This window comes from Synechocystis sp. CACIAM 05 (assembly GCF_010222815.1).
Taxonomy (GTDB): Bacteria; Cyanobacteriota; Cyanobacteriia; order Cyanobacteriales; family Microcystaceae; genus Synechocystis.
In genome coordinates this window covers 1,955,688-1,977,275 of the sequence record NZ_CP019225.1, presented here as the reverse complement: position 1 = coordinate 1,977,275, position 21,588 = coordinate 1,955,688, and the positions used below count along the sequence as shown (strand labels likewise).

At 45.0% G+C, this 21,588-nt stretch carries 16 protein-coding genes and 1 tRNA gene; 11 read left to right on the top strand and 6 right to left on the bottom strand.

The annotated features are described in order from the left end of the window. Window positions 1–37: 37 nt before the first annotated feature. Window positions 38–337 carry a hypothetical protein gene (locus BWK47_RS09435; protein ID WP_162328448.1) on the top strand — a complete coding sequence of 100 codons (300 nt, stop codon included), beginning with the start codon at window positions 38–40 and terminating at the stop codon, window positions 335–337. Here the strand turns inward: BWK47_RS09435 and clpB are convergent. Then, window positions 323–2,941 (bottom strand): ATP-dependent chaperone ClpB, encoded by a 2,619-nt coding sequence (gene clpB / locus BWK47_RS09430; RefSeq protein ID WP_162328447.1) that lies wholly within the window; start codon window positions 2,939–2,941, stop codon window positions 323–325. The genes BWK47_RS09435 and clpB overlap by 15 nt on opposite strands. A 283-nt stretch (window positions 2,942–3,224) precedes the next feature. Between clpB and BWK47_RS09425 the strand changes: the two genes are divergently transcribed. From BWK47_RS09425 to BWK47_RS09405, 5 genes are all read left to right on the top strand, one after another. Then, window positions 3,225–4,745 carry a class I SAM-dependent methyltransferase gene (locus BWK47_RS09425; RefSeq protein WP_162328446.1) on the top strand — a complete coding sequence of 507 codons (1,521 nt, stop codon included), beginning with the start codon at window positions 3,225–3,227 and terminating at the stop codon, window positions 4,743–4,745. Between the two features lie 125 nt (window positions 4,746–4,870). After that, the gene (locus BWK47_RS09420) at window positions 4,871–8,377 is read left to right on the top strand and encodes a glycosyltransferase (RefSeq protein ID WP_162328445.1); all 3,507 of its coding nucleotides are present in this window, start codon (window positions 4,871–4,873) and stop codon (window positions 8,375–8,377) included. Continuing rightward, a complete protein-coding gene (locus BWK47_RS09415; RefSeq protein ID WP_162328444.1) occupies window positions 8,374–11,364 on the top strand; it encodes a glycosyltransferase in 2,991 nt (996 codons plus the stop codon). The genes BWK47_RS09420 and BWK47_RS09415 overlap by 4 nt, the downstream gene beginning before the upstream one ends. Before the next feature lie 2 nt (window positions 11,365–11,366). Next, the gene (locus tag BWK47_RS09410; RefSeq protein WP_162328443.1) at window positions 11,367–12,527 is read left to right on the top strand and encodes an FkbM family methyltransferase; all 1,161 of its coding nucleotides are present in this window, start codon (window positions 11,367–11,369) and stop codon (window positions 12,525–12,527) included. Window positions 12,528–12,540: 13 nt separating this feature from the next. Beyond that, window positions 12,541–14,367: a hypothetical protein gene (locus tag BWK47_RS09405; RefSeq protein WP_162328442.1), complete on the top strand. Its 1,827-nt coding sequence runs from the start codon at window positions 12,541–12,543 to the stop codon at window positions 14,365–14,367. A gap of 66 nt (window positions 14,368–14,433) precedes the next feature. On the opposite strand, the gene smpB is transcribed toward BWK47_RS09405, so the two are convergent. The 4 genes from smpB to BWK47_RS09385 all read right to left on the bottom strand — a co-directional run bounded on the left by smpB (window position 14,434) and on the right by BWK47_RS09385 (window position 16,265). Further along, on the bottom strand, window positions 14,434–14,898 hold the full coding sequence (gene smpB, locus BWK47_RS09400; RefSeq protein ID WP_010873070.1) for an SsrA-binding protein SmpB: 465 nt from the start codon (window positions 14,896–14,898) through the stop codon (window positions 14,434–14,436). A gap of 129 nt (window positions 14,899–15,027) precedes the next feature. Beyond that, window positions 15,028–15,351, bottom strand: a complete 324-nt coding sequence (locus tag BWK47_RS09395) for a DUF760 domain-containing protein (protein ID WP_010873069.1) — start codon at window positions 15,349–15,351, stop codon at window positions 15,028–15,030. A gap of 239 nt (window positions 15,352–15,590) precedes the next feature. After that, window positions 15,591–15,663: transfer RNA gene (locus BWK47_RS09390), tRNA-His, on the bottom strand. Between the two features lie 53 nt (window positions 15,664–15,716). Further along, window positions 15,717–16,265 (bottom strand): DUF309 domain-containing protein, encoded by a 549-nt coding sequence (locus BWK47_RS09385; RefSeq protein WP_237269577.1) that lies wholly within the window; start codon window positions 16,263–16,265, stop codon window positions 15,717–15,719. 24 nt (window positions 16,266–16,289) lie between these two features. Between BWK47_RS09385 and BWK47_RS09380 the strand changes: the two genes are divergently transcribed. Together BWK47_RS09380 and BWK47_RS09375 are read left to right on the top strand one after the other, a co-directional pair. Then, complete coding sequence (locus BWK47_RS09380) at window positions 16,290–16,520, top strand: DNA-directed RNA polymerase subunit omega (protein WP_010873067.1); 231 nt, start codon at window positions 16,290–16,292, stop codon at window positions 16,518–16,520. A gap of 13 nt (window positions 16,521–16,533) precedes the next feature. Then, entirely contained in the window at window positions 16,534–17,169 is a 636-nt protein-coding gene (locus BWK47_RS09375; RefSeq protein ID WP_010873066.1) for a hypothetical protein, read from the top strand. A 159-nt stretch (window positions 17,170–17,328) separates the two neighbouring features. Here BWK47_RS09375 and BWK47_RS09370 read toward each other — a convergent pair whose 3' ends face one another. Continuing rightward, window positions 17,329–17,673 (bottom strand): hypothetical protein, encoded by a 345-nt coding sequence (locus BWK47_RS09370; RefSeq protein ID WP_443081618.1) that lies wholly within the window; start codon window positions 17,671–17,673, stop codon window positions 17,329–17,331. 626 nt (window positions 17,674–18,299) lie between these two features. On the opposite strand from BWK47_RS09370, the gene BWK47_RS09365 reads away from it, so the two are divergent. From BWK47_RS09365 to BWK47_RS09355, 3 genes are all read left to right on the top strand, one after another. After that, entirely contained in the window at window positions 18,300–19,586 is a 1,287-nt protein-coding gene (locus tag BWK47_RS09365) for a type IV pilus twitching motility protein PilT (protein ID WP_162328440.1), read from the top strand. 3 nt (window positions 19,587–19,589) lie between these two features. Next, window positions 19,590–20,726: a glycosyltransferase gene (locus BWK47_RS09360; RefSeq protein ID WP_162328439.1), complete on the top strand. Its 1,137-nt coding sequence runs from the start codon at window positions 19,590–19,592 to the stop codon at window positions 20,724–20,726. A gap of 99 nt (window positions 20,727–20,825) precedes the next feature. Further along, the gene (locus tag BWK47_RS09355; RefSeq protein ID WP_010873062.1) at window positions 20,826–21,557 is read left to right on the top strand and encodes a sugar transferase; all 732 of its coding nucleotides are present in this window, start codon (window positions 20,826–20,828) and stop codon (window positions 21,555–21,557) included. Window positions 21,558–21,588: the final 31 nt, after the last annotated feature.

Sequence of the window (21,588 nt, the reverse complement as noted above, 5' to 3'; positions counted from 1 at the left end):
CACAACATCCGGGTTGAGCTTATTTCTGGGGATGATAATGATGCCATTTTTACTGGTGGTGGTGGTGGTTTTATTTGCCGGAGTGCAACTTTTCCAATGGCTATGGGGGGTAATTTTGCCCCTGCCTATTTACGTTATGGCCGGTGCTTTTTTGGCGATCGCCAGTAATTATGACAAGGGCATGGCGGCTTTGATTAACCGGGGTCAGGAGTTATTACCCCATCACCAAACCCCAGGGGCAACCATGACGGCGGAGTTGGAATCCCCTAGGGTTAGTATTGATGGAGTTATTAATCCGTCAGAGTTGACGGAACAGAAGTCCCTAAACGGTGACTAAATCCCCCCTTAAACTGGTAAAACTGAGGCGTTCGTCGGTTTCATCCACCACAATGGTCTCACCAGGTTTGTAATCCCCCCGTAAAATTCCCTTGGCGATCGCCGTTTCCAAATATTTTTGGACGGCCCGTTTTAAAGGACGAGCCCCATAAACGGGGTCATAACCCACGGCGGCCAGGAAATCTAGGGCTTTATCCGTTAACTTCAAAGTTAATTTTTGTTCCTCCAAACGGGTAGCCAAAGACTGAATTTGAATTTGGACAATGGATCGTAACTCGGATTTTTGTAAGCCATGGAAAATGATCGTTTCATCCACCCGATTGAGAAATTCTGGGCGGAAGTTTTCCCGCATCACATCCATAACTCGGCTCCGCATTTCTTCATAACGACTATCATCCCCCGCCACATCCAAAATGTATTGGGAGCCCAGGTTACTGGTCATAATGATAATCGTATTTTTGAAGTCCACCACATGGCCTTGGGCATCGGTTAAACGGCCATCATCCAGGATTTGGAGCATGACGTTAAACACATCCCCATGGGCTTTTTCAATCTCGTCAAAAAGAATGACCGAATAGGGCCGGCGGCGAATTGCTTCCGTCAATTGTCCCCCTTCTTCATAGCCCACATAGCCCGGAGGGGCCCCCATTAAACGGGAAACAGCGTGTTTTTCCATATATTCAGACATGTCGATCCGAACCAGGGCTTCTTCCGTGTCGAATAAATTTTTGGCCAAAGCCTTAGCCAACTCAGTTTTCCCGACCCCTGTGGGGCCCAGAAAAATAAAGCTAGCGGTGGGACGATTAGGATCGGAAAGACCAGCTCGGGAGCGTTGAATGGCTTCGGCTACGGCGGTTACCGCTTCATCCTGACCAATCACTCGGCTGTGTAATTCATCTTCCAAGTGGAGCAGTTTTTCTTTTTCCGATTCCACCAATTTACTGATGGGAATACCGGTCCATTTCGAGATAATTTCGGCAATGTCAGACTCTAAAACTTCTTCCCGTAAGAGGGATTTGCCAGAAGTTTGTTGCTCCGCCAATTGGGTTTCCAAAGCTTCCACTTGCCGCTGTAAATCAGTTAATTTGCCATACTGTAACTCCGCTGCTTTATTGTAGTCGTAATCCCGTTGTGCCTGTTGAATTTCTAAGTTGACTTGGTCGATGGTTTCCTTAACAGTACGAATTTGATCAATGACAGTTTTTTCTGATTGCCATTGGCCATTAAGTTTAGACTGTTCTTCTTTAAAATCAGCCAACTCTTTTTCCAATTTTTCTAGCCGCTCCTTGGAAGCAGAATCATTCTCCCGTTGTAAAGATAAACGCTCCATTTCTAGTTGGAGAATTTTGCGGTCAACTTCATCTAATTCCTCTGGTTTGGAGGTGATTTCCATTTTTAATTTGGCCGCTGCTTCGTCCACTAGGTCGATCGCCTTATCCGGCAGAAAACGATCACTGATGTAACGATTGGACAACATGGCCGCCGCTACCAGGGCACTATCGGCAATTTTTACGCCGTGGTGTACTTCATAGCGTTCTTTTAATCCCCGGAGAATGGAAATGGTATCTAATACATTGGGTTCATCCACCAAAACTTCCTGGAAACGTCGTTCCAAAGCCGCATCTTTTTCGATATATTTGCGATATTCATCTAAAGTAGTGGCCCCGATACAACGCAAAGCACCCCGGGCTAACATGGGTTTCAATAAGTTGCCCGCATCCATGGCTCCTTGGGTGGCCCCAGCGCCGACAACGGTATGAATTTCGTCAATAAAGAGAATAATTTGCCCCTGGCTGTCGGTAACTTCTTTAAGTACCGCTTTAAGTCTTTCTTCAAATTCCCCCCGGTATTTTGCCCCGGCAATTAACGCCCCCATATCGAGGGAAATTAGTTTGCGATCCCGCAATGATTCCGGTACGTCATGGTTAATAATTCTTTGGGCTAAACCTTCGGCGATCGCCGTTTTCCCTACCCCCGGTTCCCCAATTAAGACAGGGTTATTTTTAGTCCGGCGGGAAAGAATTTGAATGGTACGCCGCACCTCTTCATCCCGGCCAATGACGGGATCTAATTTGCCTTCCCGGGCCAATTCCGTTAAATCTCGTCCATACTTTTCGAGGGATTCGTATTTGCCCTCTGGATTTTGATCGGTCACTTTTTGGGTTCCTCTAATTTGCTTGATAATTTCTGCCAACTTATTTTCTGTTAGGCCAATTTCTCGATATAAGTTTTTGCCCAGGCGGTCATCTTGGCCGTAAGCCACCATCAAGTGCTCGATGGAAATATAGTCGTCTCCATATTTAGACTTGGCTATTTCCGCATTGTCCAACAATTTATCGAGACTGCGGCCTAAATAAATCGATTCACTCGGATTACTTAATTTTGGCTGTTGGGCAATAAAGCTATTAACTTGATCGTTAACTCGGGGAATGCTTACCCCAGCTTTATTAAAGATGCTGGTGGCCAGACCATTTTGTTCTAGTAGGGCACTGAGTAGGTGTTCCGTCTCAATTTGTTGTTGTCGATGCTGTTTAGCAATCTCCGGTGTTTTGGCGATCGCCTCCCAAGCTTTTTCCGTAAATTTATTAGGATCTGTGGGTTGCATAAAATTTTCTATATTGGCTATTGGGTGTGTAAGGACTACCAAATCAATTTTAGGGGGCGGAATCCGGAGCTAGGAAGGAGGGTTTTCCCAATGCAGTGGTGGGGTTTACCCTTGCTCAACCAGGGGATGGAAGTCTTTCCAGAGGATACCGGAGGCTGACTTTGAGCTAGACAATGGCGCAAAAACAGTCAGGGAAGGAAAATTTGTGCCATTCAACTAGGCCCCAAAGCCCCTTTCTTGTAAGCTAAGGGCTAATCTTGACCCCTACGCAGAATCAGACGCCATGACTTGGAATGAGGGCTACGTCCTAGAAGTTAACTATACCTATGGTTTTTATGGGGAATTAAGTCCCCTTAAACTAGCCCTAGCCAACACTCTGAAGTCATTAAAATCCCCCAATCTAGAGAAAAATTTTAATTACTGCGAACTGGCTTGCGGCCGAGGATATTCCACCAATTTATTGGCAAGTTGCTACCCCCAGGCTCAGTTTTACGCCAACGATTTTAATCCTAGTCACATCGTTGAAGCCCGGACCCTAGCTGAAACAGCGGGCACCAAAAATGTCAATTTTTTTGACGATAGTTTTGAAGAATTTATCAATCAAGATTTACCGCAGTTTGATTTCATTGTTCTCCACGGCATTTACAGTTGGATTACCCCCAGAAATCGTCAGGCGATCGTGAACTTTATTCGGCAGAAAATCAAAGTGGGAGGTATGGTTTATATCTCCTATAACACGCTACCGGGTTGGGCAGCGGCAAGACCGATGCAAGCTTTGATGCTCCGCTATGGACGTAACTCCTCCGAGCCAATTCTAAGCCGTATTGAAAAGGCATTGGATTTCACGGAACAAATGCTGGAGTCCAAAGCAAATTATTTCACTCAAAATCCAATTTTAAAACCCCGTTTAGAAAAGCTGAAAGAACAAAATCGTTACTATCTAGCCCATGAATATTTTAACGAAGAGTGGAATGCTTTTTATTTTGATGAAGTTGCCAAAGAATTAGAAGAAGCCAAGCTCAATTTTATGGGATCAGCCCATTTAATCGACTATGTGGATGCTGTTAACTTGTCCAGTGCCGCCCAAACCCAACTATCCCAAGTAACAGATCCAACTTTTCGGGAAGTAGTGCGAGATTTCTTTTTAAATACCCAGTTCCGGCGAGATATTTTTGTCCGGGGAAAACTTGCCCTCTTGCCCCAGGAGCATTTACAAGCGTTGGGGAATCTACGGTTTGCCTTAGTGGTACCGATCAAATCAATCAAGCTTAAACAACAGTTTCCCTTGGGAGAAGTGGAACTCCAGGAAAAAGTTTATCGCCCCATTTGTGAGGCCTTGGAAAATGGGCCTTTAACCCTAGGGGAATTACAAAAAGACAGCAAAACCAAAGGCATCACTTTGAACAGTCTTTACCAAGCCCTAATCATCATGACTGGCATTGGTTATACCCATCCGGCGGTAAATGAAACGGTGCGGAAACAAAGACAAAAATCCACCGATGCTTTTAACAGTGCCGTCAAAACAAAATCTCTCTATAGCGATGAAATGGCATTTTTAGCCTCTCCCCTAGTTGGCACAGGTATTGCTGTCAATCGTCTGGAACAGCTACTGCTATTAGCGAAAGAGCGCAAACAAGACGGCCCTCAATTTGTCTGGCAAGTACTTTCCAGTCAAGGCAAGAAAATTATTAAGGAAGGAAAAACCTTAGAAACAGAAGCTGAAAATTTAGAACATCTCAAAAACGTAGCAGAGAATTTTAATGGCGATCGCCTACCGCTATTGACTAAATTGGGAATTAGCTAGTTGTGTTTATTTTACTAATTGAACATGGTCCCCAAACACTAGTTAACTTGCCATAACTATGTCTTTTAATTGACTTCTCCGTCATCATTGGGCTGGAGAATTTTCGTTCTTATTTTGCTCCGGTAATGAAGAAATTTGTTGTTATCGACCATTCCCTGTGCAACCTGCAAGGACATCACTATGAGTGTAGTGTTGCTGTGGCAGAAGCAGCCCAGAGACAAGGCTATCAACCAATCATCATTGCCAATCAAACCCTAAAGGAATCTTTAGTCGCTGGAGATATAAAAATTATTCCAGCTTTTCAAGTGGATTGGTTCAACCAGCCAACCAATGGCGAAAATATAGAATCTATTGCCCCCGATTTATTAAATCTAACCCAACCTTGGCAAGAAAGGTGGCGTCATCAACTTTATCTGTGGCAACAAAATCATCCAGAACTAAGAATACTTTTGGAAAAAGTAGAAGGTAGCACCCAACGGTTGAAAGGGTGGTTTAAAGCCGATCTTAGATCTTTGCGGTCCATACCCTTAGCTAACACAACTTGGGGCTTATTAAAAATTCTTTGGGGTGTTACCCGTCTAGTTGCCAAAATTCTCCAGAAAGTTATTAGTAACATTGTTAATAAATTTACTCGATCCGAAGAAAATTTTGTTGTAGAAACTAAAAGTTTTACCCAAACCCTGGAGGAAATTTTACCAACATTGCATTTGGTAGCAGAGGATCACATTCTCATTCACACCTTTGGCATTGAGCAATTGGAAGAGTTATTTTATTTTTTAAATAATCACAATCAGGATATTTTATCCACCTATCATCTGTTATTTAGGCGCGATACTGAAGATCCATTGGTAGTCAATGCTGGTGGTATAGGATTAAAAAAATGTCTAGAAAAGTTTTGCCAAACTGAACTCTGGCCTAGCAAAATTCGCTTTTACACAGATACCAAGGATTTAGTGAAAAAACACAATCAACTGAGTCCTGCAATCTTCACCCAGGTACCGATTCCTTTTCGCCAAGAAAAACTCAAGTTAGAAAATTTTCATAAGGGTGATGGTAATAAAAAATTTATTCATATAGTTTATTTAGGTGATGCCAGATCGGAGAAAGGTTATCAGCATTTGCCGGCTTTAGTAGCAGATCTATGGACTGATTATCTCAAGCCTGGTTTGGCAAAATTTACTATTCAATCTAACTATAATGTTGCCGGAGGAGAAGAAGTAATTCTAGAAGCTAAGCTTAAACTTTGTCAGTATCCTTGCAATGCGGTGGAGTTAATTGACCATGCTATGGAACCCGATGCCTACTATCACTTATTAGCTTCAGCAGATGTGGTGGTATTGCCCTATAACCCAATAAATTATCAACGTACTTCAGGAGTATTAACCGAAGCTCTGGCGGCGGGTAAACCAGTAGTGGTACCCCAGGGTAGTTGGTTGGCGGAGCAGGTTGATGAAACTAGAGCTGGCATTTATCAAAATCCCCAAGATTTACCCAGGTCAGTTCGGTATGTGTTAGAAAATCTAGCTAGTCTGACGGAAAAAGCTGAGCATTTTAGTTACCATTGGCAATCTATTCAATCCCCGGATTACTTTTTAGAATGTCTGCTTAAGCCACTGGCAATATCCCTTGTAAAAACGGTGGAAATTCAGCCCGAAGTTTCAGATAGGGCTTCAGTATTGGTGATAATGGCTCTAGATAAATTAAGCGATAGGGATAACCTTAATAAAATCAGATATTTTTGTCGTTGTGGCTATGGAGTTTATGGCATTTTTTATCGCCGCTTAGGCCAGGCTAACTTACCGGAATGGGACTATCTTAGCGATGATCTACACCAGCTTGGCTTAAAACAATATTGGATTTTACAAGATTATTATGTAGATGATGATTTTTACATTGATTTTGCTAAAAATTCTACCAGTTTATCTCCGGAACAACAGAAACAATATCTACGGGATTATTACGAGCATAGATCAACGCTAGTTACGGATTGGGTACAGTCGGCAGGTTTGCTTATTTCGCAAGAATTACAAAATAAGTTGGGGAGTAACATCGATTTAATTTACGCAGATTCGTTCTTCTGCCAACATTACTTAAGAAAATTAGGCTTAGATTTAACTAGAACCATACTGGAGGTGGATAGATTTCATACCTATGATGATGCACTCCGCCAAAGGAAAGAAATTGTACATCAAGATTTTCAGTGGGAAATTGATCAGCTGAAATTATTTGGAGTTTTACTCACCACTACTGAACCTTTGGCTTTTAAGTTGCAGGAATTACAACCTCAAACACGAATTTATTCACTGAAAACTAATGATCAAGATATTGATTATGAACGTTTAAACCAAGCCTTTACCGATATTCTTGGAGAGAAACTTTTATCTGCAACTAACAAAAAAAATGTTGTCAAGAAGGTTGTCATGCTTTATCCCTGGGGGGATATGGAAGAGCGGCGTAGTGGAGCCAGTCAGCGGTCTGGAAAAGTGGCAGATTTTCTTGCTAGTCAAGGCCTAGATGTAACGGTGTTTACCATTGGCGATCGCCAGAGTAATTGGCAGGGACCAATTCATTATCGTTATTTCAGATCAACCTTTGCCCAGGGTGAGCTAATACAGAAGATTTATCAAGAAGCGTTTTTAAGTTGGCAAAAAATGCTGGACATTTCCCTAGCTGACAACATTAATTTTTTCCCATTGTCCTACCAGGAGTTAGGGGAAAATTGGCTGCCTTGGATTTACTATGCCAGTCGTTTTGACCAAAAATTTCAAGAAACGTTAGAGCGAGTGATTGATGGGGCAGATGCGGTGTTGCTGGAATATCCCTTTTGGGCGGCGATCGCCGGGCCCATTTGTCGCCGTCGGGGAGTAAAGTTAATTCTCACAGCCCATGACGTGTTAGCTAAACAATTGCCGCCGCACACATGGTTAGCCCAGGTTGCCCTGGCAGAAGAATTGCAAGCCTTGCGGGAAGCCGATGAAGTAGTGACCCTTTCCCCCGATGACCAAGCATTTTTTCAAAGTCATAACATTGCCAGCCATTGCGTTCCCATTGGTTTAGACACCCAAGCCACCGTAGATTTACCCGCTTCAGAAACAGCTCTGGTGGAGTTACAAGCCTTCGACCCCACCATTGATTGGCGAAAACCTTTCTGTTTATTTGTGGGTAGTCAACATTCTCCCAATGTCAAAGCAGTGGAGCAAATTCAAACCCTAGCCCAAGCTGGTAGTGGTCATTGGCAGGCGATCGCCGTGGGCAGTTGTTGTTCTCCAACCCAGCAACGAAACTTTTTGGCCCTGGGCAAAGTCTCCGATTCCGTCCTCCAAGCCCTTTATCAACGCTCGGCCCTGGTGTTAATTCCCCTCGAAGCGGGCACTGGTATGTCAGTCAAAACCTTGGAGGCAATGGCCTGTGGTAAGGTAATCCTCGGCACAGCGATCGCCTTTCGGGGCTATCCGGTGGAGTCGGGGGTAGATTGTTTAATCAACAATAATTTAGCCACTTATGTTGGGGTAATTGAAGATATTATCCAGCACCCCCACCAATATGAGCAGTTGGGTAATTCTGCCCGCAACTTTGCCCAAAACTACGACTATCGTCAGCTTTATCAAACCTACCTAGATTTGCTTTCATGAAGGTATTAATCACAGATTTTGACCTATTTGCCAAAGTAGGTGGCGGGCAAACTTTTTACCGCAGTTTAATTCGGAAAAACCCCGATATTGACTTTTATTACCTGATTGACAAAGAAGCTCGTGTAACTGAACGTCCTGATAATGCCCACGGAGTCCCCTTTCAGGAAAAATATTTCCTCGCCGATTTAAACAATTTTTTTGACGTCAATCCCCCTAAATGGGTTTATCATTCCTTCATCAGGGCCAGTAATATTGCCGCGTCAGTGGCGGGCATGGAATTTGATTTGGTCGATTCCCCTGACTATGAACAGTGGGCGATTTTTTTGCGTCCAGCCCTGGATTACCATCGGGTGAAATTTGCTAAGATTGCCCTTTCTCTCCACGGCAAAATTTCCACCACCTTAAAGTTAGATTGGTTCAATCAAGGGAAGGAAAATATCCCCCTAGAACTAGAAGAATGGAAGCAATACGCCACCGTGGATCTGCGTTACGGTATTAGTAAAAGCTACATTGATGAATGGCAATCCCTAAGTCAATTTTCTGCCCACTATTACCATCCTCTACACTTTTTTGAATTACCCCAGCCCCTAGAAGCAATTGCCAGTGGCGATCGCCCTGATTTAAACTTTGTTGGTCGCACAGAGAGACGGAAAGGCCCAGATATTTTTATTGATATCGCTTGGTGGTTAAACAGAAATCTCTATCATGAAGCTAATATTATTGGCCCCCATAGTTTTAACGATACCGGTACCATTTCTTCGGAAAACTATCTCCGGAGTATGCTTGGCGATCGCCAAAGCCCGGTTAAATTCTTACCTCCTAAACCTCAGCAGGAATTAATGGGCTTATTCGCTCGCAAAACGGTCACTTTTGTACCTTCACGCTATGACACTCTCAACTTAGTAGCTCTGGAATCCTTGTTTTCCGGTTGTCCCACTGTAGTTGGCGGTGGAGCTGGGGTATGTCGTTTACTCAAAGAAGACTTTCCTGATGTCCCTTTTGTAGAAATTGATCTGGACAATATCTACAGTTGCTTACCGGCAATTGAGCATATTTTGAGCGACTATACTGGTTACCGTCACCAATTGGTGGATAGCGTTAAACATTCAACGGCCATTGCTGATAGCCCCATTTTGGCTGATATTTATCAACAAACTAGTCAGTATGAGCAAGAAATCAGAGATGAACTACAAAGCTGGTATGGTCAACTGATGGGCTATTGGGTAAGTACCCAGGAAAATGTTTCTTTCTTACAACCGCTGAAAGCCCAATTAAAACCAACTCTCAAGCAAATTAAAAATAATTTAAAAAGCACCGCTGGACAATTAAAAGGTAAAATTTTACAGCCCCTAGCAGATGACCGCAATGCCCAGTTAGTTAAGGCTCCTAATTTACTCAAAAAATATAAAGAAGCCTTCAATGCCACGGAACAAACTGCAAAAGATTTGGCGGAAAAAATCCAAATGGGTTGGCGCTTGGGGTCCGGCTACGAGTCAGAATTCCAAGGAGTGCGGGGTAAATTAGCTACCAATTACCGCATCGACCGGGTGCGGCTCTGGCGGGAATTAGCACGTATTGAAGAATTACGGGGCAATACTTTGGTTTCTGCCACCTACAAGCTCCGGTCCCTCCGGGCGCTGGGGACAGATAAATTTGGTGATTTACCCTTTGTGTTGCGGACCCTGACAGAATATGGCTTTCCTAAGGAAATGGCGGCGGTGTCTGCCCTGTACGGTCAACCTTTGGAACGTGAGGAGCGTTGCCTTAGCTTAATTGAACAGGCTCGTTTGGATAATTTGACTAATCCGGCGGGGGATGAGTATGAGATTTGGGACGATCGCCGGGGGGATGGGCCATACCGAGCTTCCATTATTGTTTCCCTCTACAATGCAGCGGCAAAATTACCCCTATTCTTAAAGACCCTACAACACCAAACCCTAATTAAACGGGGAGAAGCGGAAGTGGTATTGGTGGATAGCGGTTCGCCGGGAAATGAGTATGAAGTTTTCAAAGATTTAGCTTCCACCCTGGGTTATCCTCTCCTATATGCCCGATCGCCGCAACGGGAAACCATCCAGAGTGCCTGGAACCGGGGCATTAAGTTAGCAAAGTCCCCATATTTAGCCTTTTTGGGGGTAGATGAAACCATTTTGCCCGACTGTTTAGAAATTTTGGCGGGGGAACTAGACCAAGACCCAGAACTGGATTGGGCGATTGGCCATAGTTTGGTCACCAATGTGGATATGCAGGGGGGTTGGGTCAGCGACATTATGCCCTATGACCGCACTGGTTATGAACAGGATTTAGTTTATCTAGAAACCTGCTACCTATCCTGGGTGGGGGCCCTATATCGTAAATCAATTCACGAACGTTTTGGTTACTATGACCAAAGCTTCCGGGGGGCGGGAGATACGGAATTTAAAAACCGGGTCATGCCCTTCATTAAAAGTAAAGTGGTGGATAAGATGCTGGGTCTGTTCTGGAATTATCCCGATGAACGCACCACCCAAAGTCCCGCCACGGAAATTGAGGATATGCGGGCTTGGTATTTACATCGCACCCTAGCCGGTGTTAAATATGCTTTCCAACGGCGATCGCCAGAGGAGGTGGAAAATTTACTCTACCATTGCCTGGGCTATCGCAAATCTTACTGTAAGCATACTAGTACGGATTTTGACCATGCCCACAATTTGGTCACTTATCTAGAAAAAGTTGACCCCAATGCTGAAGCTTTGAAATACGCTCCGGGCATTGAAGCATTGCTAGAAACCTATCGCTCCCTGGATTGGTTACCCAAATTATCTAAATTTTCTCCCCTTAACTCCATGCTAACGGCCCGCAAACTAACTAAACAATGGGAGCAAGAACACCAACAGTATTGGCCAAAAGATCGGATTTTATCTCCCCATTACTCAATTTTTAACGATAATCGCCACGAACAACATTCTTTCCTTTGGTTTACGGATATTACCGCTTCTAAAAAATGATTATGTTTAACAAAATCAAAGATAAACTCAAATTTAAGTTAGCAAAAGTGCTTGCTCCAGAAATTGATAAAAAGTTAGCCGTTGACGAAAAAATTTCCTCAGTTAGTCTCTATGGCATTGCCCCCTGGTATCAGGAGAACCTCTGGGAACCGCCCGTGCAAATAGTTTTGCGGGACTTCTGTAAACCGGGGGATATTGTTTTTGATGTGGGGGCAAACTTTGCTGGCTTAACGACAGTAATGTCGAGGCTAGTGGGGCCCAGGGGAGTTGTTTGTGCCTTTGAAGCTAGCCCCCGCATTATTGATAAAACCCAACGAAATTTGGTGTTGAGTGGCTGTAATAATGTCCAACTTTTTCACCATGCGGTTTATTCCACTTCCCATGAAACCGTAAAAATTTATCTGGGTAGCCATCTCAATGACAGTATTTACAGTGAAAACGGCGTAGGTTCCGCCTATGAAGTCAAAACCATTGCTCTAGATGACTTTGTGGAACACACCAAGCTGGTGCCAAATTTACTAAAAATGGACATTGAAGGAGCAGAATTTGATGCCATTAAAGGTCTGGAAAAAACGTTAGTTTCTGCCAAACCCCATTTAGTTTTAGAAACCCAGCGGGATGATACTCGATGTTTGGATTTTCTGCGCAATTTGGGCTACGTTGCCATCGACGTTAATACCTATCGGGAAGTTAAAACTGCTGACGATTATCCTGTGGGGGCAGACATTCGCAATAATCTCTATATCCATGGCGATCGCCTAGGGGAAACTCCCTACCAAGTCCCATTTCAGTTTGAGAGCCATAGCCTGTTAGATGCCGATCATTTCGAGCGGGGTAAGGATGGTTCTGCTCGCCTCAAAAGTAAGTTAATTTTGCCCAAAGGTCGCTATTTAATTGATTGGGATTTCACCGCAGAAGGCATCCAAAATGATTTAATGTGCGGTGTTAAAGTTAATGACAAAGTGATATTTCGCTACCATGCCTTTAGTCAACTATTAGCCTCTAGCTATCGGGATTGGGTGATTAATTTGCCCGAAACTAGTGAAATTCAACTTTATTTTGAATTCCAACATGGCACCCAAGATCCAACCCTAACCATCAATAGTGCCAAAATCACCAAAATCGCCAACTTTGACCATCTTCCTGCCGCCCTTTACTTCTAGTGTTTAATCCCCAATGTTAGTTCCCCTTCTTGGTTTGGCGATCGGGTTTCTCCTGTTAACTTTTAGTCTTTTGGTTTACAAGGGAGTTACCATTGTCCAACGCTATACTTTCCTAGGCAAATTTGAAAATAATGTGCTTTTTATTTGGGGGAATATTTCCATTTCCCTAGCCGCGATGCTGGGTATTGCTGGTTATTGGAATGTTTTTCAGGGGGACGATCTACGTTTGGGGAGAATTGTTTTGTTCCTCGTCGGAATAATAGCTACGAGCTGGTCAATACTCGAAACACTGGATATTAATCACCCTCTGAGGAAATTTGCTGTTGCGGAAAAGATCAAAAAAATAGGGGTGTTAAATATTATTGGCTACATTCTTAGTGGCGCGGCAGTTCTAACCTTAATTTCTATTTTTGGTATTGCTTTTTTTGACTATAACTATGGTGGTGATGCTTTTATGTATCACATACCCTTCGCCGCCAGAATTTGGAGCATTATTCCCCCAGAACAATATACTTTTGAATATTTTACAGAAAATCGATTTCTTGGTTTTCCCCTCTTGGCAAACTGGCTGCAGGGATTGTTCTGGGTGGTTTTTAACCGCATTGAAGCGACTAATTTAGTTTCTTACTTTAGCCTAGTAATTTTAATTGTTTATCTCGTAAAAGTTCCAAAAATTCCCTTCTACCTAGCTAGCCTTTCCCTGCTGGCCGTGCCCATGATTCACATGCATGCGGCAAGAAGTTACATTGATTTGCCAGGTAATGTTGGGGTTAGCATTTGCATTTTAACTTTATATTTACTCTACATAGATAAGGTTAAACTTAATTTAAAAACCATTTCAATTTTATTCTTATCCGCATTTGTGGCGGCCAACATTAAATTGCAACTAATTCCTGTAGTTTTTTTGTTAATACTTTGTTCATTGCTACTTTTTGTTATTAACTACTGGCAAACAGATAAAACTCGCCAGGCCAATATGCTCAAATTAGCCCAAGTATTTGCATTGGGTACCCTTGCTAGTCTGATCATTTTCTACAACCCCATCAAGAATATTGTTCTTTACCAAAACCCTGCCTATCCTGTCAAAATTACCATTGCTGGCCAGGTGCTTAATCACACCGAAGAATCTCCCAACTTCATGCACGAAAAGATTCGCCGGCTACCCCCCCCAGTCCGATGGGGACAATCTTTATTAGAAATTAATGCTTTTGACGATCGCCGACCCTGGCGCTGGACCTTGGCCATGGATTTTATTTCGTGGAACGAAGAACGTTTTGGCATGGGGGGTTACTTTGGCGGCTATGTAATTTTTAACGCTGTACTTTTCGCCTTTCTTTGCTGGAAAAATTGGCAAAAATCCACCAAAGTGGCCCTGGCTTTGATGCTAGTTATGTCGGTGGTGACTATGTGGATGCCTCAATCTTACGAATTGCGCTACTACATGTATTGGATGATTGTGTTTGTCAGTCTCAACGCCTATTTAGTTACCCGTTTCGCTGAGCATAGTCCCAGCCCAAGAACTATTCTGAAGCCCCAATATTTTGGCTTAGTTGCCTTTGTGTTTATGATTATCTTTATCCACAAAACTAACAAATTCTTTACCTATCCGGCTTTTCAACCCCTGACCCAACAGTTAGAAACCGCAGATTGGATGGTGAAAAAGGAAATTTTTAGTCAAATTAAAGATGGTGATCGGGTTTGCATTGTGGAAAAAGCACCCTTTAGTTTCTTTTACAATTCCTATTTTCATCCCGGACGGAATTATTCAGTTCGAGCCGAATTTAATCTCGAGGATGAAAGGATGAAGGATAAATGTGAAGGATTAAAAATTCTGCGCTAAGAGGCCATTGGCGATCGCCCAACATCGGACTAACCTCTGCCGCAACTTCTTGGAAAGTAGCAGAAATTAGCGTTTCATGGCCCGAGCCATATCTCGGTCATCCTGACGACGCTTTAAAGTCTCCCGTTTATCGTGGAGTTTTTTCCCTTTACCAAGGCCCAGAGCAACTTTTACCCAACTACCCTTGAAATACATTTTCAACGGCACTAAAGTTAGGCCTTTTTGCTCAACTTGGCCAATTAATTTCCGAATTTCCCAGTTATGCATTAGCAAACGCCGGGTACGACGGGGATCATGGTTAAAAAATAAACTACTTTTGTCATAGGGGGAAATATGCACGTTCATCAACCAGACTTCCCCGTCCCGCAGCAGAGCAAAACCATCCCGTAAATTAACCTTCCCTGCTCGAATTGACTTGACCTCAGTACCCTGCAGCTCGATGCCCGCCTCATAGGTCTCTAAGATTTCGTACAGAAAACGAGCCTGGCGATTATCGCTGACAACTTTTATCCTTTCTTTTTCCTTAGCCATGAACCGTCAGTAATGTATCCGTAAATATGTCTGTTAGATGTTGCTCTTGTAGGTCCAAAAGCATGGCCTACTGAAAATACCGGGAACTCGCTGTCACCAATGACCCCCAGCAGCCTATGCTGTGATTCCCTATAAACAATCCGAGCCTGAAAAGGATGACTCCAGATTCTTCCGTTGTTCCATACGGCTAAGGAAATAGCCTGTCATCATGGCCGAAGCCAACAGATTAGCGAAATCCTCCCGGTCAGTGGTGATTTGCACGTCGAAGTCATCCATGGGTAACATTCCCACTAGGCCTTGGACATTCTGGTGAATAATCTCTTTAATCTCGGGGCTGGCGGATTGGGCAATCCAAGCTAAGGTTTCGGGGTGTTGTTTTTGCAGATATTGGAGCAGTGTGTTGACCCGTTGTTCTTCCTGTTCAGACGTATGAAAGTCAAAGTTAAATTCCATTATTACTCCCTAACTCCGGACTGACCTTTTAATCACTGGCATTACCTTCCACTATAGCGGCTCAGGCAAAGTTTTGTAAAAAGCCATAAAACCGGCTAAGGTAAACAACTACCTAAAAACCTGGGGGAATAGCCCATACTTAAATTGACATTTAGGTAATCTAAGAATTTTTGAAAAATACTTAAATCTTCCTATAGATACAGATGGTGTGAGCCATGGTTTCCAACCGTATCTGTAAGGGCGAACGATGGGATTCGAACCCACGAGTGGAGGAACCACAATCCTCTGCCTTAACCCCTTGGCTACGCTCGCCGTTTCGCTTTCGGCATTAACCATGCTAGCACAGTGTTTGGATCTTTTTGGCACTATTTCGACTTAATCTCAATTTGGGGGGTTAGTTGTTCCGCTGCAGCGGATTCTAACCATTGGGGGAGATTTTCTGGCGTAATAGTTTGTAGATTCTCTAACAGCAAAACGCTGGACCGAAATAAACTCTCTATATCCACTTCCCGATGGTCAGGGCGAAAACCCTTCAAGCGGCGGATACCCTCCCCCAATAAAGTCACTGCTCCCCGCCAATTGTGATTGCCAAGATGATAGTGGGCTACGGCAATTTGCAAAATACCTTGGTAGAAATTTTTCTCCGTCGGGTTAGCCTCTAGCCACACTGCTTCGAGGGTGTCATGGCAAGCGTAAAAATCTTGCCGGTTAAATTGTTCGATGCCTAGGCTTAGGCCGATATTTTCGTCCATGGTTAATGGATGCACTGTCGATATGTCGATAGAGGGAAGGGTCGATAATAGGTCAGTTGGGATGGAGCCGAGGTAATTTTCCGCTAGACTGGGAAGCGTATTCTGCGGATTTCTCTTCCACCCGGTTTCTGCTTTTTTGCTTTTCCGAATGGCGATCGCCATATTGTCCCCCTTACCCTGTTTACCATGACCAAGCGTAGTAATTTGGATTCTAACCACATTATTTATCGTTCCGAAGAACTCTTAGGAGCCGCATCAAACCGCTACAACATTACTGTCAGGGTAGCTAAGCGAGCCAAGGAAAATCGCTCCGAAGATTTTGACAGCATTGACGATCCCAACATGAAGCCGGCTATCCGGGCCATCATTGAAATGTCCGACGAGCTCACCCGCCCAGAAATTATTAGCGATAATTAATTCCCCCAGTTCCATGTTTAAGCCCCTTTTTCCCCTGACGTTACTATTGGGTTGTCTGAGCTTTTTGCTCACCATGCTACTCCATAGTCCCGGACAGTGGGGGGCTGTTTCCCAGGCTCAGCCGGCCCCGCCCGCTCAGGGAGTGCCCGCCGGAGGATATACGGTGGTGGTGGAAATAATTGCTCAGCAGGTTTACGCTCGTTTTCCCGATTTGCCCAAGGGTAACGATTACCGCCGCCAAAGCGATGGTAGCCCAGATCCGGAGAATACCCTGATCAGTCGGATGATCCGATATCACCGCGATATACAAAAAAGGCCAACCCGCTATCGTTTTGATTGGCGTTTAACCCTAGCGGATTACCTTGGTGCCAATGATCAAATGGTGCCGGAGCGTTATCCCGGTTTTTCCACTCTCCAAACAAGTCCCCTCGATGGCGATCGCCAACTGATTGCCGGGCTAAATCGGAAACAACGGCAGGAATTAGTAGATTTTCTCGCCGAACTTTATCGCCCCCAGGCCGCATCCAATGGAACAGATTCTGGTTCGGGGGAACAAGGTGATCAGAATCCAACGGCGCCCCCAGCTGTTACAGCTCCCAATCAACCTGGACTTTCCCAGCCGGGGGATGCCCAATTGTTGATGCCCTAGCTCTTCAACGGCGGAAAAATAAAACACAAATAATTAACCCCGACTTGGGCATAGGCTGGCTTCGGACGGGGTTGATAAGAACAGGCAAGAGTCAAACGAAAGCGTTTGGGCTTTGGAAAAGCTGAGAATTAAATTAAGCAAAAGATCGACAAAAATTAATCACTGAATGAGACTGCACGTCAACGGGCAGGATGCAAACATGGGTTTATGAATTAAATTAGTTTCCCCATGGAGCCAACTTAACCAACGCACTTCCTGGGGATGGATTCCTTTGGCGGTCAAGGTAGCGGCCCCAGAAAGAACCAATAAAAATGTCCCTCCCAATAGACTACTGGCCACTAAAAGCACAGCACTCATCGGTAAAACTGACTGTAATACCACCGTCGCCAAAACCCCCACTGTAGCGACCAAAAACACCAGCGGGAAACCGACTACCAATAGACAAACTAACAGGGTGAAAGTCCAAACAGAAAAACTCTTCATTAGGACGAGCATATAGCTCATTCCTACTCCTTCCCTTGACGAAAGCTCCATAACTATTAACTCCAACAACAACAATCGGGTGAGGCAGACCCCAAACAACGGTGCCCAAATTGAAGGCTCTGACTGGGGGCTGTTGAGTCCAGTATAGGCAACGACTTCGAGAAACTGAGATTTCTTTATAATTATTTACATTTAATCATTGACATTTATTCATTATTCTTACAGTCTGCTGTTTCCCAGCCATAGGTAAAAATTAACCTCAACTCCATTTATCTCAGTTTAAAGCCTGATTTCATGGCTAGTTTGTCGTTTAGCTTTGATCCCCACATTTTTCTTTTTTGTGCTGGAGACGGCATGGAGAAGGCAATTAATGCAAGACTCAGTTAATTTTACATTTGTTAACAATTTGTCGTTTGAATCTCATTAAGGACATAGGGATAAACGTGGGGAAACAAATGCGTCGTTTTGTTAAACAACTGACGAAAAACAGAAAAAAGTCTTTAACCTATTAAATAATGTCCCCAATGTCCCCATTGAATTCGACCGGTTATATTCGTTGCTGCAGGCTGTGTCGTCTCCTCTGTCTGCATCAAAGGTTTACCGGGGGTTAGCTGTGCCACAAGTGCAAAATCCGGTGAAAAAATCCCATGAACCAACCTCCCCGCCCCTCTGTTCCCCCGTTGCCTCCCCTTCCCAACAATCCTGCTGGGCGACCTGCGCCGTCCATTCGGCAAGAAAGTATGGCTCCGGAAACTCAGTTTATGCCAGCTCCCCCCAGCATTGGCCAGCCCCAACCGCAACATCGTCCCCCGACACCCAATTTACCCACTAGCCCACCAGCCCCAAGCCATGCCAACCTAGGGCGATCGCCAGGACAACCTAGTCTGGAGGAGTTAATTCGCAGTGCCTTTGACCAAGGTTTTTCCGATGTTCACCTGGGGATAGGGGAGGTGCCTCGCATGCGGGACCGGGGAGAAATGGTGCCCCTCCGCTATGAGCCAACGGATCAGCAAACTTTCATGAGTTGGCTACGGGAAATTCTCACTGAGGATGAAATCCAACGATTCAAGCGGGAACTGGAATTTGACGGAGCAAAGCAGTACGACTTTGCCAGGATTCGGATTAACGTTCTTGAAAGTCTGTTGGGCTCCGCCATGGTACTGCGGATTATTCCCCTCAAGATTTTGACCCTGGAGCAGTTGCGCTTGCCGGATATTTTGCGTACTGTGTCCGACTCCCACAAAGGCCTGATTCTAGTGACGGGGCCCACCGGTTCCGGTAAATCCACTACCATGGCCGCTATGGTGGACTACATCAACAAGGAGCATGCCAAACACATCATTTCCATTGAAGATCCGATTGAATTTGTACACCAAAGTCGTCGTTCCTTAATCCGCCAAAGGGAAGTGGGCATGCACACCCTGGAATTCGACAATGCGCTGAAAGCTTCTCTCCGGGAAGATCCGGACATTATCCTGATTGGGGAAATGCGGGACCGGAGTACGGTGAACACCGCCCTTAAAGCTGCCCAAACTGGTCACTTAGTGATGGGAACTCTCCACACCAACAGCGCCATTAAAACCCTGGAAAGGATTTTGACCCTCTACACAGCGGAGGAACAACCGGCCATGCGGACGGCGATCGCCGAGTCTTTGGTGGCCATCGTTGCCCAAGGTTTATGCCGTACTACTGATGGGAAACGGGCCGGCTTCCATGACATTCTCATCAATACGGAAACGGTGAAGGATTACATTCGCCAAGGCAAGTACGATGAAATCGCGGAATTGATGGAGGATGGGGAGTACGATGGTATGGTTACCGCCAACCAGTCCCTGTTTAATCTCTACCAAGAGGGGCGCATTACTGAGGAGACGGCTTTGGAAATGGCTCCGGTGCGCAATGAAATGGCCATGAAACTCAGAGGCAGAACCTAAGGCATGAAGTACGCCCTAGTCCACGAGTGGCTCACCCCAAAGGCAACGGGCGGGTCAGAGTTAGTGGTGCAGGAGATTCTCAGTCATGTGGCTGCGGATCTCTATGCCCTGATCGATTTTGAATCCACCAATGCCCAGAGCTACCTGTACGGCCGCTCCATTGGCACCACTTTTTTGCAACATTTTCCCCAGGCAGAACAGGGGGTGCAAAAATATTTACCCCTTTTACCCCTGGCGATCGAGCAATTGGACTTGGGACAGTATGACGTTATTCTTTCCTCTTCCCATGCTGTGGCCAAGGGAGTGTTGACTGCGCCCCACCAAGTTCATATTTGCTATTGCCATACCCCCATGCGCTATGCCTGGGATTTAACTTTTGACTATTTAAACAACAGTCGGATGGGACGGGGTTTGCCGGGGATTTTGACCCGCTACCTACTCCACCAACTACGGCAATGGGATGTGATTTCCGCCAATCGAGTGGATTACTTCTTGGCCAATTCACAGCATACGGCCCGGCGCATTTGGCGTTGCTACCGACGATCAGCCGATGTGGTCTATCCCCCCGTGAATTTAGACCGTTTTACCTACCAAGAAAAAAAAGATGATTTTTTCCTGACAGTCTGCCGTTTAGTTAGCTATAAACAGGTAAAACTAATTGTCCAGGCTTTTAACCAGTTGCAATTGCCCCTAGTGGTGATTGGCGATGGTACTGATTTACCGCTCCTGCAGGAATTGGCTCAACCCAACGTGCAAATCCTTGGGCCCCAACCCAATGCCGTAGTGGAGGATTACATGGCTAGGGCCAAAGCCTTTGTTTACGGAGCCTGTGAAGATTTTGGCATTGCCCTGGTGGAAGCCCAGGCCTGTGGCACCCCGGTCATTGCCTTTGGCCGTGGGGGGGCATTGGAAACCGTAGTTGACTATCAAAAAAATCCCAAAACTGCCACCGGGATTTGGTTTGATCAACAAACAGTAGAGTCTTTGGTGCAAGCAGTGGAAACTTTTTCCAACATTAGCCATCAGATCAGTCCAGAGAACTGTTTCCTGCAAGCAAACCGTTTTTCTTCTAAAATATTTCAAACGTCGTATCTGGCGTTGCTGGAAAAATACTGTCATCAAGCCCCTCGTCGGACTTAGTGGCGGTGGGAGTCCTCAGTTATTTAGCAAAGAATCGTAACAATTGTCGATTCAGGCTTTATGATTAGGACCATATGGTGTGATGTGTGATGGAGTACGATGACTGCCAATAGCTCACCGATCTCTGTAAAAGCCCTCCGTGCTTTGATGAGACGCGGATTTTATCCAACGGTCTCTCCGAGAAGGTATCAAGGTTCCCGCTCCAGTTCCCTCACCGGAACCGTGGCCAAAAGGGTATTCGATATCTGTTTCTCCCTGTCGGTACTGGTTCTCTGTTCCCCCCTCTACCTGGCGATCGCCCTAATGATTGCGGTCAGTTCTCCGGGGCCTATTTTCTATGTGCAAGAAAGGGTGGGGCGCAAATTTAAACGTTTCAAATGTATTAAGTTCCGCACCATGGTCACCAATGCCGATGAGGTGTTGGAAAAGCTGATGGCCGGTTGTCCCCAAACCCGGGAAGAATTTGAAAAGAACTTCAAACTCCGTAATGATCCCCGCATTACCTGGATTGGCAAATTCTTGCGGCTGACTAGCCTGGATGAGTTTCCCCAATTCTGGAATGTGCTCAAGGGGGATATGAGCTTGGTGGGGCCCCGTCCCTTGGTGCCGGAGGAGTTGCACAAGTATGGGCGACAAATCAACCAAGTGCTGAGCATTAAGCCGGGGCTAACTGGGTTGTGGCAGGTTTCCGGCCGCAACGATATTCCCTACCCTGAGCGAGTGCAGATTGATGTCTATTACGTCTACTACCGCACCATGACGCTGGATCTGCTGATTATTGCCAAAACCCTCGGTGTGATGCTGTTTCCCAACAATAATGGGGCTTATTAACTCTCTTAAGCTAATTCAGCTCCTAATTTTC